This window comes from Anabaena sp. 54, assembly GCF_017355725.1.
Classification (GTDB): domain Bacteria; phylum Cyanobacteriota; class Cyanobacteriia; order Cyanobacteriales; family Nostocaceae; genus Dolichospermum; species Dolichospermum heterosporum.
The window spans coordinates 401,803-418,223 of the sequence record NZ_JAAVWA010000001.1 but is presented as its reverse complement, the minus strand read 5'-3'; the positions used below and the strand labels follow the sequence as shown (position 1 = coordinate 418,223).

General features: G+C 37.4%; 15 protein-coding genes. 11 read left to right on the top strand and 4 right to left on the bottom strand.

Features of this window, described 5'->3' with window-relative positions; genetic code table 11:
• Positions 1-12: 12 nt before the first annotated feature.
• Entirely contained in the window at positions 13-921 is a 909-nt protein-coding gene (locus HEQ36_RS02125; protein WP_290706539.1) for a site-specific integrase, read from the bottom strand.
• 77 nt (positions 922-998) lie between these two features.
• Between HEQ36_RS02125 and HEQ36_RS02120 the strand changes: the two genes are divergently transcribed.
• From HEQ36_RS02120 to HEQ36_RS02100, 5 genes are all read left to right on the top strand, one after another.
• Positions 999-1,454 (top strand): zinc ribbon domain-containing protein, encoded by a 456-nt coding sequence (locus HEQ36_RS02120; RefSeq protein WP_168635408.1) that lies wholly within the window; start codon positions 999-1,001, stop codon positions 1,452-1,454.
• A 439-nt stretch (positions 1,455-1,893) separates the two neighbouring features.
• Positions 1,894-2,199 (top strand): hypothetical protein, encoded by a 306-nt coding sequence (locus tag HEQ36_RS02115; protein ID WP_039203218.1) that lies wholly within the window; start codon positions 1,894-1,896, stop codon positions 2,197-2,199.
• A 34-nt stretch (positions 2,200-2,233) separates the two neighbouring features.
• Positions 2,234-3,598 (top strand): guanitoxin biosynthesis MATE family efflux transporter GntT, encoded by a 1,365-nt coding sequence (gene gntT, locus HEQ36_RS02110; protein ID WP_168635303.1) that lies wholly within the window; start codon positions 2,234-2,236, stop codon positions 3,596-3,598.
• A 360-nt stretch (positions 3,599-3,958) separates the two neighbouring features.
• Positions 3,959-4,378 carry an NUDIX domain-containing protein gene (locus tag HEQ36_RS02105; RefSeq protein WP_015078137.1) on the top strand — a complete coding sequence of 140 codons (420 nt, stop codon included), beginning with the start codon at positions 3,959-3,961 and terminating at the stop codon, positions 4,376-4,378.
• A gap of 5 nt (positions 4,379-4,383) precedes the next feature.
• Positions 4,384-5,250 (top strand): hypothetical protein, encoded by an 867-nt coding sequence (locus tag HEQ36_RS02100; RefSeq protein WP_168635302.1) that lies wholly within the window; start codon positions 4,384-4,386, stop codon positions 5,248-5,250.
• A gap of 62 nt (positions 5,251-5,312) precedes the next feature.
• Here HEQ36_RS02100 and HEQ36_RS02095 read toward each other — a convergent pair whose 3' ends face one another.
• The 3 genes from HEQ36_RS02095 to HEQ36_RS02085 all read right to left on the bottom strand — a co-directional run bounded on the left by HEQ36_RS02095 (position 5,313) and on the right by HEQ36_RS02085 (position 8,757).
• Positions 5,313-6,311, bottom strand: coding sequence for an NAD(P)-dependent oxidoreductase (locus HEQ36_RS02095; RefSeq protein WP_168635301.1), 999 nt, complete (start codon positions 6,309-6,311; stop codon positions 5,313-5,315).
• A 22-nt stretch (positions 6,312-6,333) separates the two neighbouring features.
• Entirely contained in the window at positions 6,334-7,884 is a 1,551-nt protein-coding gene (locus tag HEQ36_RS02090; RefSeq protein ID WP_168635300.1) for a PfkB family carbohydrate kinase, read from the bottom strand.
• A gap of 225 nt (positions 7,885-8,109) precedes the next feature.
• On the bottom strand, positions 8,110-8,757 hold the full coding sequence (locus HEQ36_RS02085) for an SIS domain-containing protein (protein WP_168635299.1): 648 nt from the start codon (positions 8,755-8,757) through the stop codon (positions 8,110-8,112).
• A 573-nt stretch (positions 8,758-9,330) separates the two neighbouring features.
• Between HEQ36_RS02085 and HEQ36_RS02080 the strand changes: the two genes are divergently transcribed.
• From HEQ36_RS02080 to HEQ36_RS02055, 6 genes are all read left to right on the top strand, one after another.
• Complete coding sequence (locus tag HEQ36_RS02080) at positions 9,331-10,086, top strand: sucrose-phosphate phosphatase (RefSeq protein ID WP_290706530.1); 756 nt, start codon at positions 9,331-9,333, stop codon at positions 10,084-10,086.
• A gap of 5 nt (positions 10,087-10,091) precedes the next feature.
• Positions 10,092-10,868 (top strand): hypothetical protein, encoded by a 777-nt coding sequence (locus HEQ36_RS02075; RefSeq protein WP_168635297.1) that lies wholly within the window; start codon positions 10,092-10,094, stop codon positions 10,866-10,868.
• A 91-nt stretch (positions 10,869-10,959) separates the two neighbouring features.
• Positions 10,960-11,736, top strand: coding sequence for a class I SAM-dependent methyltransferase (locus HEQ36_RS02070; RefSeq protein WP_168635296.1), 777 nt, complete (start codon positions 10,960-10,962; stop codon positions 11,734-11,736).
• A gap of 247 nt (positions 11,737-11,983) precedes the next feature.
• A complete protein-coding gene (locus tag HEQ36_RS02065; RefSeq protein ID WP_168635295.1) occupies positions 11,984-13,432 on the top strand; it encodes a glycoside hydrolase family 13 protein in 1,449 nt (482 codons plus the stop codon).
• Positions 13,433-13,439: 7 nt separating this feature from the next.
• Positions 13,440-14,183 (top strand): HAD-IIB family hydrolase, encoded by a 744-nt coding sequence (locus tag HEQ36_RS02060; RefSeq protein ID WP_015078126.1) that lies wholly within the window; start codon positions 13,440-13,442, stop codon positions 14,181-14,183.
• 284 nt (positions 14,184-14,467) lie between these two features.
• Complete coding sequence (locus HEQ36_RS02055; RefSeq protein ID WP_168631788.1) at positions 14,468-16,372, top strand: transketolase C-terminal domain-containing protein; 1,905 nt, start codon at positions 14,468-14,470, stop codon at positions 16,370-16,372.
• Positions 16,373-16,421 lie beyond the last annotated feature (49 nt).

The following is a 16,421-nucleotide window of genomic DNA, read 5'->3' as shown; positions in this document are numbered from 1 at the left end:
TGGTGACTCAGTTCAGCTTTGTAGTTCTGGATTAATCAGCATATTTAAGGCGTGACGGGCGGCTGATTCAGCTTTTTGGGAGGTAACTTTCTGGTAGCGTAATGTGGTTTGAATGCTTTCATGTCCCATGAGTGAGCGTAATTCTTCTATGCTGATTAATCCTACTCGTTCTGTAGCATAAGTATGGCGTAAATCATGAATACGTACCCCGGTTAATTCGGGATTTGTGCTGGTAATTTCTCGCCAATAATCATGCAATGTATGATAGCTAATTCTACTGACTTTGAGGGTAACTGGATGTTGTGCTGTGAACAGTGCGTTGATGTTTTGATGTCGTGTGTGTTGGAAATATTTATTTAGTGATTGGGCGGCATCATTGCTATAAAAACACCACCGTTGTTTGTTGCCTTTTCCCAATACCTGAAATTTCTGATTTTTGATATCTATGTCTGATAAATTCAGGGCTAAAAGCTCTCCTATTCTGCATCCTGTGCGATGCAATAGATGAATTATTGCTGACAGCCGCAGGTTATCTTTGGTTGCTGTATAGAGGATATTTAGCTGGTCTGATGTTAGATATCTTATAGGAGTATCACTTTTATGTTCACCTTTTTCTCGTTGTGGGGAACGCTGTTTTAATCCGTGAATTGGGTTGATTTTTATATAATCTTGTTGGACGGCGAAGTTAAATAGACTTTGTAGTATTGCTTGATGCTTGTGGTGGGTTGTGTATTTTAAATGTGAGAGGCTATCTAGATACTCTACTAATGTTTGCTTACTGATTATTTCGATTGGCCAACTTCCATACTCTGCCAGGAAGTTTAAGAGGGTTAGTTCGTAGGTTTTTATGGTACTGGGTGCTAGTCCAGTCCGTTCTAAAAATTTGACGGCAACGGTGGCTAATGTGACAGCTTGCTTCACGGAAATTTGTGTGTTTTTAGCAAGGTTATTTATTCCTAAATTATATATGTTTTAGGGAGAAATATTGGCAGCGTTTTATGGATACTTTTAAAACTCCCAAACCCGGAGAATCTCTGTCCGACTATGTTTTGCGGATGAGAAAGGAACTCAATTTAACTCAGTTTGAGGTGGCGAATGCGGCTGGTGTTCATTCTCGTTCTGTGGGGAAGATTGAACGGGGATTGACAAGGAAACTCAGCCATAAAACTCTCAGCGGTCTTGCTTTGGCTTTCTCTGTGCCTGTTGAGTATTTGCAGGCTGTTGTCAGGGGAGAAGAGGTTCTGGCAATGGCAGCGATTAAGTTTTGCCCCCAATGTTGGAATCCTGGTGGTGTTGTGGATTTAATGTGGGGTAATGTTAGGGCTAGGTTTTGTTATCTATGCGGTACGCAATTACGGTCTAGTTGTGCCAATTGTGGTGAGTTGGTGGTGTCGTTGAGGTATAAGTTTTGTCCTCTGTGTGGAAAACCTTATAAGGATGGGGGTGAAAATTGATGAAAGCTAGACACAGTAAGCGTTTCCAGACCATCTTGCAGGTTTTTACACGTATCTCGGCTCAATACCTACTTATTTTTCAACCCGACTGTTTTTTTAGCCAGAGGCAATGGCTAACAAATAGTTACTTTGTACTATATTTTGAATTCCAAAATCGGGGCTAATACTTTATTTTTTTCAAAATGAGAATTGCTGAGATTTTCCTACACCAATTTCCAGTATGCTAGATATGAAACCAGAAACCCAACTAACCAGATTTATGGGGAAAAAGATTGTTACTAGGACTTACGCACTGTACAAATTAACCATGATGTGCATGAACGAAAATCCGTCGTTTCAGGCTTTTGGCGATTAACAATCCCCTGTTTTACCAGAAACATCAACCCCAAATGGCAATAACGGGGGGAAAATAGATTCTGTTGAGGATGGCACCCCAGCTATGGTAACACCAGAACCAGCAGAGGAAGTTGTTAACAACGCGTTACAGAGCGCGTTTGTTGGGAATGGCACACAGCTAGATCCAGTTTCAGGAGAACCACTGCTTCAAGGTAGTAATAATGGGTGGATAAGTGGCTCTGTTGATAATTTAATACCGGATACTGAAATACCAGAACCTGCACTCCGAAGTGTTAATTATGGGCAAGAAAATACCTTTGTTGACAATTCTACTGCTGATGAGGACTTAAGAATCGAGGAACTCAAGCGGGTAACAAATTCGTCTATATCTCGACTCAACTCGGTTTAAAATCCAACTAGTAAGCTAAATACTGAATTAACTCATGAACTTAACACGAACAGAACAGTATGACTTTCTCCCTCGTTTCTACCGTCTTGCGATCGCCAATATTCTTTCAAACCTGATGATTCCTCTAGCGGGTTTAGTCAGTGTAGCTTTTTTGGGTCATCTGCAAGAAATTGATGCCTTAGCAGGGGTTTGCATAGCTAATATCTTGTTTAACCTCGTCTATTTGATTCTTGAGTTCTTACGTATGGGAACCACTGGGTTAACCGCTCAAGCTGTGGGAGCAGATGATCAAGACGCTGCACTGCTAGTGGGACTACGCAATGGCTTAATCGCCTTGGGATTAGGTATCGTACTGTTAATTTTGCAGTATCCTTTGCGAGAGGTAGGTTTTTCGCTCTTGAGTGCTGATATTGATGTTAAAGCTGCCGGCATTGACTATTTCAATGCTCGCATTTGGGGAGCGCCTGCTGTTTTACTGAACTTCGTTCTCATTGGTTGGTTACTGGGACGAGAGGAAAATAGTAAGGTTGTGGTACTTTCAGTTATTGGCAATGCAGCCAATATAATTTTAAACTACTTATTTATTATTCAATGGGGTTGGAATAGTGTAGGGGCTGGAGTATCTCAAGCATCTAGCCAATACTTAATGTTGTTTATCGGCATCCTCTTAGCTAGTCGGAAAGTTCAGTGGCAAGAAATCCGCGCAGTTAGCCCACAAATCATGGATTTTTCAGAGTTGAAAACTATGTTGGCTCTCAATAGAGATATCTTGATTAGAACTATAAGTGAGATGTCTGTCTTTACTATTTTTAGTAATCTGAGTGCCATGATGGGAACGATACTCTTTACCCAAAATTCTTTATTAGGACAGATAACACATCTAAATGTTTACTTAACTAACGGAATGGGATTTGCTACCGAAACTTTAAGCGGAAACTTGAAAGGTAAAGATTCAAAAGAGAAATTGTTACCCTTGCTGAAAGTTTCAGTTGTCAGCAGCTTGTTGATAGGACTCACTGTAGCTACAATTTGTGTTTTCTTTCCCCAGGCTGTCTTTGGCATATTAACCAACCATACGGAAATTACTGAACATATTGATACCTATATTTGGTGTTTATGCTTCATACTTATATTCAATTCTGTTGCCTCAATGCTGGAAGGATATTTCTTAGGATTAGCAGAAGGGAAAATTGTTCGTAATGTCAGTTTGATCTCTGCTACTTTGGGATTTATCCCATCAGCTATAGCAGCTTGGTATTTTCACAACAACTATCTTTTGTGGCTATCCATTATATTATTTATGTTTGCCAAAATGGTGACAATGCTAGTGTATTTACCAAAATCTTTGAGTAGTGATACTGAAGTTAATGCAGTTTCTCTGACAACTGTTGAAAATTAAATCGGCTTAAAGAGGGAAGTGAGTTATACCAATTTTATGTAAGGCTGCACAGAATCATGAAATCCATTAATTCATCCGTATTTATCTGCATACCCTATGGCTGATGCCTCCGGCACGCTACCGCGAACGCCACGCAAGCTACGGGAAGCCGCTAACGCGGTTACATCTGCGTTTATCTGCGGTCAATTATTCTTGAAATCTTATTCTATGCAGTTTCATCTTAATTTGGTATTAGTGAGTTAATTACCACTTGCTGTCCTTCTTTTTGACCTTTGATGAAAACATTAAAGAATAAAGATTATTTTTCTAATTTTAGTTCTTGATCATATAATAATTAAAGTTTATTAAATTAGAGTTAAAATGAGAGAAGCGCCAGGGGCTGACATAATTATTCTCAACAGTCAGCAGCAAGTTTTACTTGTACTTCGAGATAATAAAAGCTCTATTCCTTTTCCTAACACTTGGGCATTCCTGGGAGGATATATAGAGAAAAATGAATCTGCAGAAGCAGCTATTCGCCGAGAATTAGTTGAAGAAATGGAACTGGAATTAGGCGAAATTAAATTCTTTAAGTCTTATTTTTGGCAAGAATGTGATGAACACATTTTTTGGACTCGGCTGGATTTAGATATTTCTCAAATAACCCTACACGAAGGACAAAAATTAGCCTATTTTAGTCGAGAGGAAATTAATCAGCTTGAATTTGCCTCTCACTATGATCAAATTCTGGCTGAGTTTTTTGATTTCTTAGCAATTAGTTTAAAATTAAGTATTGGTTAAAGCTAATGAAAAATTCAATTGCAGAAAATTTAAAGAATACACTACCAACAAATATCGCTCAGGGATTGGAAAGTGCTTTAGCTTATTTACCTGGAGGTAAAACAGCAACAATAGAAAAACCCCAATCAGAAGGATTATTTAATCATATCTTATTGATTACAACAGCCACAGATCGCTGCGTTTTTCGTGCCAGACGGGATATTTCCACTGAAGCTGGTGATGCTTATATGCAGTATATGTATGAAGCCACTGGCTTTATCCAAAATGGCGGTTCTTTTAAACTCAGAAATATTGGAGATGAAGTTGATTTTATCAAACGGGCATTAGCTGTCGGCTTACCAGTTCCTAAATTAATCCATGCAGATCAAGATTGGATGCTGATTGAATATGTAACAGGGAAAACTTTGTTGGAATTTCTAGAAACTGGAGAAGTCAAATTTTTGCCGAAGGTTCTACAAGAAATGAATTTAGCTCACAGACAGGGAATTATTTATGCTGATCGCTGGACTGGGAATGAAATGATTGATACCCAGGGAAATGTGCGAATGATTGATTTTGATATTGAATGGTTTTATCAAGGAGGTAATGATGGTACTCTGGAAGCATTAGAAATGGCATGGACTATTTTTAATGCCATGAGAGTAACTAGCAAACGAGATGAATTATTAACAATAGTAGAAACGGAAGTTTTACCATCATTAAAAGCATGGGGTTATGAAATCTCCAAAATGAAACAATTTATTGAAGGTTTATGCAAGTTTTATCTTGACCCCAATAAGCCCGGTAATCAATGGTCTTTACCAAAAAGTTTGTATGTGGCAATGGCTAAACCGGCGAATCGCTTAGTTGCGATGTTTACTGAAGCTGATTAGGGGTTGCTTTGAGTGAGATAATTTAAACCCCGCCAAATCATCAATGATGGCGGGGGTAGATATTACTTGAAGTTAATTTCCTTCATCACTTTCACGTTATAGTAACGACTATCTGTGAGAGAATTGGGAATTTGATTAGCTTTAAATGCTGAAGCTAAATCTTCGATCGCTTCCTTTATAGTATGTGCAGGGACAAATCCCAGTTCTTGCTTAATTTTTTCTGAAGAAATATGGTATGAACGCAGATCGTCGGTGGGTGTAGTCATAATTTCTACAGATTCTCCCACTACTTGACGGGTCATCTCGGCAATTTCCATCAAGGTATGATTTTCATAGCCAGCGTTAAATATTTTACCGTCAATCGCTTCATCTGACCATTGTAGAGATTTTAGATACAGATCGGTCATATCTTCAATATGGATATTGGGACGTTTTTGCTGACCACCAAAAACTGTAATTCTACCATTATTAATTGCGTGGTTAGTGAGAATATTCACCACTAAATCTAGTCGCTGACGGGGGGAATAACCGCAGACTGTAGCAGGACGCAAAACTAAGGTAACAAAACCTGGTTCTCGTTTACTCAATAAGACTTCTTCGCATAAAGCCTTATAACGAGAATAGTCTGTTAAAGGCATTAAGGGTAAGTCTTCTGTGACATTTTCTATTTCTTTGATGCCGTAAACACTGGAGGAAGAAGCATAAATAAACCGCTTCACTCCGGCATCTTTGGCAACGTCTACTAAGTCAAAAAAGGCATCGTAATTAATCGAACGGCCTAAGTCTGGATCTAATTCAAAGCTGGGATCGTTGGAAATACAAGCTAAATGAATGACAGCATCAGATCCTGGCATGATTTTTTCTAGAAGTTGGCGATCGCGGATATCGCCTTCAATCTCTTCTAAATGAGGATGATCTTTAACGGCATTTAATACATCTTTGCCATAAAGATACAAGTCTATTACCTTAACTCCATATCCAGCTTGCAGAAGTTTAGGAACTAAAATAGCTCCTACATAACCAGCACCACCGGTCACTAAAACTTGTTGAATTGGATTCATTGATTTACTCCTTAATTATCTTTTAAAATGTGGAAATTGTTTTAGCAAACTTTAATAAGCGTCCCTTGTCTACAGGCTTTTCATTTCCTAAAACATTGGCAGCGATCGCTCCGGCCAAATTTCCTAAAAATGATCCTAACTGCACAGGCAAATCTAACTTAGCACTCAAACTGGCTAGGGCAAAAAAGGCATCTCCAGCCCCGGTGGTATCTTTGACTTGTTGTGTCATGGCCGGAGTAATTTCCATCTCTCCATGAGTATTAATTCCCAAAGAACCAGCAGATCCTAAAGTTAACCAACCTTGTTGCGCCCCTAAATGATATTGCAACCGTTTTAGTAACTCTTCTCGATTACCATAACGATTAGAAAATGCCAGACGAATTTCCTGTTCATCTACACAAAATGTATCGGCTCGCTTATATTTACTAATTAGGTTATAACCGTAATTAGCACTATTAGTTTGACAGTTTAAGGCTAAAAATGGTGCTTGTGATTGAATTAATTCAATTGCTTCAGCATCAATTAATCCATGACCATAATCCGCCAAAACCACTAAATCGCAGTTTTTTAACAGTTTTTCCCAAGCATCTAAAAGTTTTTCTCGTTCTTGGGGTGCTAGTCCTTCTTCGTCTATCGAATTAATCGCAAATAATTGGGTATAACCCTTGGTTTTCCCTTGTTGTTCAATATAACGACACTTTGTTACTGTAGAATAGTTTTCTACACAATGTAAATTAAGATGCAGCGTACCATCAACATGATTAGCAATCAAATGATGTACATCTGGTTCATCACCAATGGTACTAGCTAGGGTGACAGATTTGGCAAAACTACTGAGATGGTTAGCGATCGCAAAAACTCCCCCCAAATGTTGTTCTTTTTTCACAAAGCGGGTTGATGGCGCTCTTCCTTTTGAGGTTAATCCCTGAACTGTACAGTGAACAAACTCATCAATAATAATATCCCCCAACACCAAAACATTGAGATCCTGCATTGCTTCTATCGCATTTCTAATATCCTCAAAAGCATATTGTTGACTAAAATCATTGGCATAACGTTTTAATTCTGGAGGGATAACATCAAGATAATTATTAATCAGTCGTGTAGAGCTAAAAGTAATTTCTTGAGTATAGCGAATGTCACCTCCGTAAGCTCTTACTTGAGCGATTTCTTTATCAATATTGTGGGTTACATCTTTCTCTGTTTCCGCATATTCATCTCCCTTGCAGTAAATATGAGGACGCACTTTCTCAATTACTTCCAAAGCTGTGACGGCGGGAGTTAAAATTACATAATCAACACAAGCTAAAGCAGCTATAGAATTAACACGCAACTCATCAGAAAATATTGGTCTTCCTGGTCCTCGGTTAATATAAGGAGTAGCAGTTAGGGAAATTACTAATAAGTCTCCCATTGCTTTAGCCGCTTGTAAATGAGCAATGTGTCCGGGATGTAGTAAGTCAAATACCCCATTACAGAGAACGATTTTCCGTCCTTTTTGATGGTAGACAGTGAATACTTCTGCACAAGTTTCAAAGTCAATAATTTTTTCTCTATATATTTCTAATTGCATCTTTATTTCATTGCTAATCTTGGTACAAAAGTTCACAGAAAAATCGAACAATTCAGAACTAGAACATCATTATTTACTTGATGATTCTAGGTTTAGATATCTGACAATTTTTGAAGAAAGAGGTCTACAATTCTAGTTCTTGTCACATATATTTAATATGCAATCATTAAATCTTGTTGTTTACCACAGATAGAATTTCTTCTATGTATAAATGGGATGAATATTTTAGGATACTTTTAGTTCATTTAAACTGAGATAGTTATCCACATTTGCACTAGGTAAAGCACCTTCTACCAAGCCATCAATAATGCAGTGACAAATACATAAGTGCATGATTTCTGCAAAACCATAGGACATCGTGGGAACATAAAAATTTAGATGTCCAAGTTGACGTAAGGGGTTGTTAGGTTGAAAGGCTGAAAGTGTAATCACATGACAATTCATTTTTAGTGCTTGGTAAACACCAGCAAGAATATTTTGTGATTGTCCAGAACTACTAATTGCAAACAAAACATCTCCAGACTGAGCAAATGTAGAAATGGGTTTGCTAAAAACTTGTTCGTAGCCAAAGTCATTACTAATACAGGTCACCAAAGCACCATCGTTAAAGCAAATCGCGGGAATATTACCATTACGCCAGTAGTCAATAGCCTGATGACTAGCTACGGCTGCACTTCCTCCATTACCGATAAATATCACTTTTCGACACTGCTGATTTTGCTTTTCTACTAAAGCCGCAGCCATATCAATTCCTTCTGAATTAGCAAAAGATTTACCTTGATGATCTGTGACTTGAAATTTCTCACCCAGGGTAGATAGTTGCTGGAAGTAATCATTAGAAAATGGATGAAGTCGCTGCTGTACTTTATTCATAAACACTATCAAGTAATTAATGTCATTGTTTTATGTATACCTAAGCCTTGCTACAAAGCGGTCTTTTCTGACCCAGGTTGGGACGGTCTACCACTTCTTCTCACATACCTCTAAGATACAAGGTTGGGTTAAGCGACAGCGCAACCGATTTGTTGGGTTTCATTCTATTGCTTCGCAATGCTAACGTTCCACAACCAAACCTACGAATCAAGACTTTTTCTAATTTGGAAAAGGTATTGTTTATGTATACTATTTTTTCTATTTTTGAAATCTAAAGAAAATATAAAGAATATCTAAAGAATAAATTTTTATGACTTACTCAATTAATGCCAATTAACATTATTTTCAGAAAATCTTTAAAGAATATTAAGAAAACAATAAAGTAGTAATATTTTTGTACAATCAATTAGTAAATTTTAAATAAGTAGGTTGGCGTTGAAAATTGTCGTTATAGCAAGGCAAAAGGCAAGAGTAAAGAGGTTTTGGGCGATTTTACGTTTCTTTACACAGTTTGGTTTTATTGTCTTCACCTACTTAAATGTACAGTTTAAAATATTAATGACAATAATAAAGGTGGCAAAATTTTTATTTGTGACTGATTTAGATCACACTTTAGTTGGTGATGATCTAGCTTTAGAGAAATTAAATCAGTGGTTAAGTAAACAGCGCCGTATTGACGGTACAGTTATCTGTTACACCACAGGGCGATCTCTCCCGCTCTATCAACAACTGATCGCTCAAAAAGAACTCTTAGAACCTGATATACTCGTCCTGGCAACGGGTACAGAAATTTACTACCCAGGCAGTGAAACCCCCGATTCTGAGTGGACAAACAAAATCTCCCTGGGTTGGGATAGAGAACAAGTAATAGAAATAACCAGCCGATTTCCTTGCCTAGTCCCCCAATCTCCCTTAGAACAAACGGACTTTAAGGTTAGTTATTATACTAATACTAAAGGATTATCAGTAACACTTCCGCGATTAAAAGCTATTTGGCAAAATCATGGTTTAGCAGTACAAATGATCGACGCTTTTGGTGGTGCATTTTTAGATATATTGCCTGAGTCAGCTAATAAAGCTGCATCTGCTGTTTTTGTGCAACAACGTTTAGGTTTTACCAATGAACAAACTGTTATTTGCGGAGATTCAAGTAACGATCTGGCGATGTTTGAAAATATGCTTTGTCCTGCTATTATCGTTGGTAATGCCCAGCCAGAAATATTAGAGTGGCATGAAAATTCCCCACCGGGGAATCGCTATCTGGCAAAAAGTCACTTTGCAAATGGCATTTTAGAAGGATTAAAATATTTTGGATTTTACAGAGAATAATTGATATGAAAACCATTGTTTATCAATCCTATCGGGGAAACGAAACACCAAATTGGCTGGAAACTTGTATGCAAACAGTCAAAAATTGGGCAGAATTAAAAGGCTTTGACTACCGAAGAGAAGATAACTTTTTTAACTACGTTCCCGATTGGTATATAGATAAATCTCAAGGTAAAATTAACGTTATTGCTGATTTAGCTAGATTAGAAATAGCGAAAAAATTTTTAGAACAGGGATATGAGCAAACTATTTGGATGGATGCTGATGTGGTAGTATTTGATCCCGATAATTTAAACATTGAAACGACAGAAGAATATTTAGTTTGTCGTGAAGTTTGGTTGGATACAGAAGATGATAAAAACTTTGGAGAAGGAGAGATATTTTGTACTGAAAAAGTCACCAATTCATTAGTTTACTTTACGCAAAAGAATAGCTTTTTAGATTTTTACATATATGGGACTAAATCCCTGGTAAAAAATCAACAAGGGAGATTATCCAGATTAGCGGTTAGCACCAAATTTTTAAGCAAACTTCATGAAATTATCGAATTACCACTATTTATGAATATGGGGCTTTTTAGTCCTATTCTGATGCACGCCATAGTGGAAGATAAAAGGGAGATTATTCAACTGTATCAACAAACTTTAAAATCTCCTATTTATGCGGCTAATTTATGTCTATCCTTTAGAAATCAATCTCATAAAGGCATCATGGTGACGGATGAACTCTTTCAAGAAACCATTGATAAACTAATTCAAACTAAAGGAGGGATGATCAACTGAGACTTCTCTCCCTAACCATCTTTCGTTAAACTGGGAATCACAAAAATAATAATAATTAGCCATCAAAAACTATGATATTAAGGTGGGAATAATGACAGTATCTTTCCTGGAAAATTTTAAACAACAAACCGAGTTAGAATTTAATATACTCAAGTTCCGCATAGAAAATTTTAGCAAACAAAAATTCAAATGTCCTGTTTGTGGTTATTATGGACCTTTTCGAGATTTAGCAATGTCAACAGGTTCAACAGCAAAGCATGAAAGATGTATTAGGTGTCGCTCTTGGACAAGACACCGTTTACAGAAGCTAGTGTTAGACGAATTATTTAAAGACTATGATCCCTCAACCAAAAAGATCTTACATTTTGCACCAGAAAGATTTTTTCGGAAAACTTTCCAAATCTTATTTAAGGAGTATGTTAGTGCGGATTTAATGATGGAAGGTGTAGATGTTAAATGCGATATGACTAACTTACCTTTTGAAGATGCAACCTTTGATTTTGTTGCTGCTTGTCATGTTCTTGAACATATTACAGATGACTATAAAGCACTTTCAGAAATCAGAAGAGTCCTTAAACCAAATGGTATTGCGATTTTACCGGTTCCTATTTTGGGTAAAAAGACTATAGAATATCCAGAAGCTAATCCTAATGAATGGGATCATGTGAGATGTCCGGGAGAAGATTATTATGATCGCTATTTAGATTTCTTCTCTGTTGTTAAACAATATACTTCTCAAGATTTTTCTGATGTCAATCAAATCTTTATCTATGAAGATCGAACTATATGGCCTAATGAACCTTGTCCTCTGCGTCCACCAACTCCGGGAGAAAAGCATACTGATGCCATTCCGGTGTGTTATGTGTAACCATGATTCATAAATAAGTTGAGTAGGTACGAAAAAACCAAACTATGTGAAGAAAGATTAACGATACTTTAACCCTTTTTTCTCATAGCTCCTGCCTCATCCTAAAGATAAATATTCATGCCCATCTGACTTGAAAATTGGGGAAGGTGAAAGGGCTTATTTTCATTCCTCGTGGTGTACGCAGTTCATGATGGCTACTTAGGAGCTTTATTTTCACCGCAATTAAACCATAATCATCAAGTTACTTATGCAGATTCATACACCTGATTGGGTGAAACACGCAGTTTTTTATCAAATATTTCCTGATCGCTTTGCTAGGAGCGTTCCAGTAGATCAAAATTGGTTACTCAATCTGCCTTTAGAAGATTGGAATGCTCCTCCGACATTTCATGGCTATAAAGGAGGAAATCTGTGGGGAGTGATTGAAAATCTCGATTATTTACAATATTTGGGTATTAATGCAATTTACCTAAATCCTATCTTTACCTCAGCTAGTAATCATCGTTATCATACCCTTGATTATTATCAAGTTGATCCTTTATTGGGAGGAGAGGAGGCATTTACAAGTTTATTAAAAGCTGCTCATAATCGTAGTATTAAAATCGTTTTGGATGGAACTTTTAATCATGCTAGTAGGGGCTTTTATTTTTTCAATGATGTTATAGAAAATGGTCAAAATTCCCCTTGGTTAGATTGGTTTAAAATTCAAGGATGGCCTCTTTCACCTTATGATGAATCTCTGCCTGCTAATTATGATTCATGGAACGGAATTAGAGCTTTACCAGAGTTAAATACCAATAATCCAACAGTACGCGAATATATTATGCGTGTAGCTGAATATTGGATTGAATTAGGTGCAGATGGTTGGCGTTTAGATTCAGCAGATTACATTAAGACTCCTGGTTTTTGGCAAGAGTTTCGGGAAAGAATCAAAGCAATTAATCCTGAAGCCTATATTGTGGGAGAAATTCCTATGAATGCAACTGAGTGGTTAGATGGCACACAATTTGATGGCGTGTCAAGTTTACCCTTTCTTAATGCTACCACTGCCTTTATTGTCGGCGATCGCCAGGTAAAAGGTCATTTTGCTGAATATGCACCACCACCACCTGCGGATGCGGCTAAATATGGGGAGGAAATTAATCAATTACTGCAACTTTATCCTTGGGAAATTCAATTAACTCAACTTAATGGTATTAATAATCATGATACAGCTAGGTTAATTGATGTAGCTGGAGGCGATCGCCCCAGTTTATATTTAGCAACGTTACTATTATTTACTTTTCCTGGCGCACCTTGCATATATTACGGCGATGAAGTCGGTTTAAACGGTGGTTATGATCCAGAATGTCGTAAAGGATTTCCTGATAAAAAACAGTGGGATCAAGATATTCTTGAATATCATCGTCAATTAATTAAACTCCGTCTTTCTCATCCAGCATTAAGAATAGGTGAATATCATACCTTGTACGCTCAAGGACAAGTTTATATTTTCGCTAGAAGGTTAGAAACAGAAATTTTATTAATTGCGGTAAATGCTGGTAATGAAATAGCAATGGCGAGTATTCAACCATCATGGCAAAATCAACTCAAACAAACATTATTTACATATCATTCCAGTCAAGAAAACTGGACTAAAGAAGCCGAATTTATTAACTTTAAACTTCCACCCCGTAGCGGATTAATTATTGGTTAATTAAGTCATGAAATATCAACAATCACTACTTTTAGCAACTGATTTAGACGGCACTTTTTTAGGTGGTTCTCAACAACAACAATCTGAATTTTATCAATATATTGAAAAACAACGCGATCGCCTACTTTTAGTATATGTCACCGGCAGAGAACTGGACTGGATCAGCAACTTATTAATAGAAAATCCTCATATTCCTAAACCTGACTATATCATTGGTGATGTGGGAACAACTATTGTACATGGTGAAACATTTGAGCCAATTTATCCTGTACAATATTGGATAATTAAACAATGGAATAATGCTAACGAAAAAATTAAAACCCTATTAGCAAATGAACCAGGATTAAAACTACAGGCAGTCAATCCTAAGTATCGTGTATCTTACTATTATGATTCTGAAAAATTGCAACCTAACACCATCCAAAAAGTAATCAATGCCGGATTTGATTGCATTATCTCATCTTATAATAATATCTATTTTTATTTTGATGTCATGCCCAAAGGAGTTTCTAAAGGACCAACTCTCTTGAAATTTTTGGAGGAAATAAAGTTTAATGCAGATGAAACCATAGCTTGTGGAGATACTCTCAATGATTTATCCCTATTTGAAACAGGATTAAAGGGAATTGCTGTGGGAAATTCTCATCCCAACTTAGTTGATAAAATTCAGACAATGGATAATGTTTACCATAGTCCTTATCCTGGTGTGATGGGTATTTGGGATGGTTTGAAATTTTACGGCAAGGATTAAATGTCAAATATATAGGACTCCTATTTGATTTTTGATGGCTTGCGTGGCGTAGCCATACAAAACTCGGTACACCTTAATATTCTGGAATCCTCTTGCCCTCCTACGCAGGAAAATTCAAGAATCAAACCGGATTCCTATATCAATACCTTAGCCATTTTATGCTTTGTTGGCTTAAACGACAGCGCAACCCATCTACGAATCAAGGCTTTTTTCAATGTGGACAAGGTATTGTTTGTACAATGCCTACCCTAGATATAATTTCAACAATCAAAAGGAACAAAAAAATGACTTTAAGAACTCTTCGCTTTCCTATTGATTTGGATGTTTACAAGTCTTTGAAGTTAGACCCGACTAATTCAACTTTGACTAATGAACAAAGAGAAATTCTGAAAGCTAATATTCAACTTTGTCGAGATACTATTGTTTTTTTTACCGCTGTAGCAGCAGCCAAAGGTGTGGGCGGTCATACAGGAGGAGCGTATGATACAGTTCCCGAAGTGATGATTTTAGATGCTTTCTTTCGGGGAGTAGCAGATAAATTTGTGCCAATTTTCTTTGATGAAGCAGGACACCGCGTTGCTACACAATATTTAATGGCAACTTTACAGGGTGATCTTGATGCAGAAAATCTCCTGCATTATCGAGAAGCCTATTCATTACTACTTGCACATCCAGAACGAGGACGCACTCCTGGTGTAAAATTTAGTTCGGGAAGATTAGGACACCTCTGGGCTTATGTGAATGGAGTAGCGATCGCACATCCTCATCAAGTAGTATTCTGTTTGGGTTCAGATGGTTCACAGCAAGAAGGAAATAATGCCGAAGCCGCCCGTTTAGCTGTGGCTAAAAATCTCAATATCAAATTAATTATTGATGATAACAATTCCACCTGTAGCGGATATCCAACAGATTATCTCAAGGGTTATAACGTCGGTCAAACTTTAGCTGGACATGGATTAACTGTATTAACTGGAGCAGGGGAAGATTTAGATGATTTATATACTCGTCTCTGTCAAGCTGTCACTATTAATGGACCAGTAGCAGTAATTAATAAACGTCCTATGACTCCCGGTATTGTTGGAGTAGAAGGCACACCTTTAGGACATGATGCCCTATCACCAGAGTTAGCGATCGCCTATTTAGAAACTCGCGGACATACATCAGCCGTCAATTACCTCAAAAAAGTTATTCCCCTCACACATACCTACTCTTTTACGGGTTCTAGCAGCAAAACACGCCATATTTTTGATGCTACCGTTGTCTCTCTTCTCAGTCAAATGACACCCACAGAACGGCGAGAAAAGGTAATGTGTATTGACAGTGATTTAGGAGAATCCTGTGGTATCAATAAAATTAGTCAAGCCTATCCAGAGATTTTCTATCATGGCGGCATCATGGAAAGAGGAAACTTCTCTGCGGCGGCAGGATTTGGCATGGAAGCAGGAAAACAAGGCATTTTCAGCACTTATAGTGCCTTTTTGGAAATGTGTATTTCTGAAATTACAATGGCACGGCTTAATAAATCCAACGTTCTTTGTCAATTTTCCCATAGTGGGATAGATGAATTAGGAGATAACACCTGCCATTTTGGGTTAAATAATATGTTTGCCGATAACGGTTTAGAAGACGCTTATCAAACCCGTCTCTATTATCCCGCCGACGGACATCAAATGAAAGCTTGTGTGGAAACTGTATTTGATCAACCAGGGTTAAGATTTCTCTTTTCTAGCCGTTCCCCAGTACCCGATATTCTGGATACAAATAGTAAACCTTTATTTGCAGATGGTTATACATTTATTCCTGGAAAAGATGACGTAATACGAGAAGGAACAGCCGGCTATATCGTTAGCTTTGGAGAGGTACTTTACCGCGCCTTAGAAGTAGTAGAAAGCCTGAAAAAACAGGGAATTAATGTCGGTTTAATCAATAAATCCACATTGAATCTAGTAGATGAAGAAATCATGGCAAAAATTGGTTCAACACCCTTTGTTTTAGTAGTTGAATCCTTAAATCGGCGTACAGGTTTAGGTATCCGTTTTGGTTCATGGTTACTAGAAAGAGGGTTTTCTCCCAAATATGCCTATATGGGAACTCATCAAGAAGGTTGTAGCGGAATTTGGGAACAACTCCCCCATCAAGGTATTGATACTATTGGCATCATGAACAAAGTTGAGGAAATGTTAAAATAAGAAAAAAATCCCCGAATTCTTCTGTGATCATCACCATAAATTATCAGAT

What these genes read in the sequence shown, in the direction of transcription:
- HEQ36_RS02105 (WP_015078137.1), top strand. Translation starts at nt 3,959, where the DNA reads ATGAGAGAAGCGCCAGGGGCTGACATAATTATTCTCAACAGTCAGCAG.
- HEQ36_RS02085 (WP_168635299.1), bottom strand. Translation starts at nt 8,757, where the DNA reads ATGAATAAAGTACAGCAGCGACTTCATCCATTTTCTAATGATTACTTC.
- HEQ36_RS02120 (WP_168635408.1), top strand. Translation starts at nt 999, where the DNA reads ATGGATACTTTTAAAACTCCCAAACCCGGAGAATCTCTGTCCGACTAT.
- HEQ36_RS02115 (WP_039203218.1), top strand. Translation starts at nt 1,894, where the DNA reads ATGGTAACACCAGAACCAGCAGAGGAAGTTGTTAACAACGCGTTACAG.
- HEQ36_RS02065 (WP_168635295.1), top strand. Translation starts at nt 11,984, where the DNA reads ATGCAGATTCATACACCTGATTGGGTGAAACACGCAGTTTTTTATCAA.
- HEQ36_RS02055 (WP_168631788.1), top strand. Translation starts at nt 14,468, where the DNA reads ATGACTTTAAGAACTCTTCGCTTTCCTATTGATTTGGATGTTTACAAG.
- HEQ36_RS02100 (WP_168635302.1), top strand. Translation starts at nt 4,384, where the DNA reads ATGAAAAATTCAATTGCAGAAAATTTAAAGAATACACTACCAACAAAT.
- HEQ36_RS02090 (WP_168635300.1), bottom strand. Translation starts at nt 7,884, where the DNA reads ATGCAATTAGAAATATATAGAGAAAAAATTATTGACTTTGAAACTTGT.
- HEQ36_RS02060 (WP_015078126.1), top strand. Translation starts at nt 13,440, where the DNA reads ATGAAATATCAACAATCACTACTTTTAGCAACTGATTTAGACGGCACT.
- HEQ36_RS02070 (WP_168635296.1), top strand. Translation starts at nt 10,960, where the DNA reads ATGACAGTATCTTTCCTGGAAAATTTTAAACAACAAACCGAGTTAGAA.
- gntT (WP_168635303.1), top strand. Translation starts at nt 2,234, where the DNA reads ATGAACTTAACACGAACAGAACAGTATGACTTTCTCCCTCGTTTCTAC.
- HEQ36_RS02075 (WP_168635297.1), top strand. Translation starts at nt 10,092, where the DNA reads ATGAAAACCATTGTTTATCAATCCTATCGGGGAAACGAAACACCAAAT.
- HEQ36_RS02095 (WP_168635301.1), bottom strand. Translation starts at nt 6,311, where the DNA reads ATGAATCCAATTCAACAAGTTTTAGTGACCGGTGGTGCTGGTTATGTA.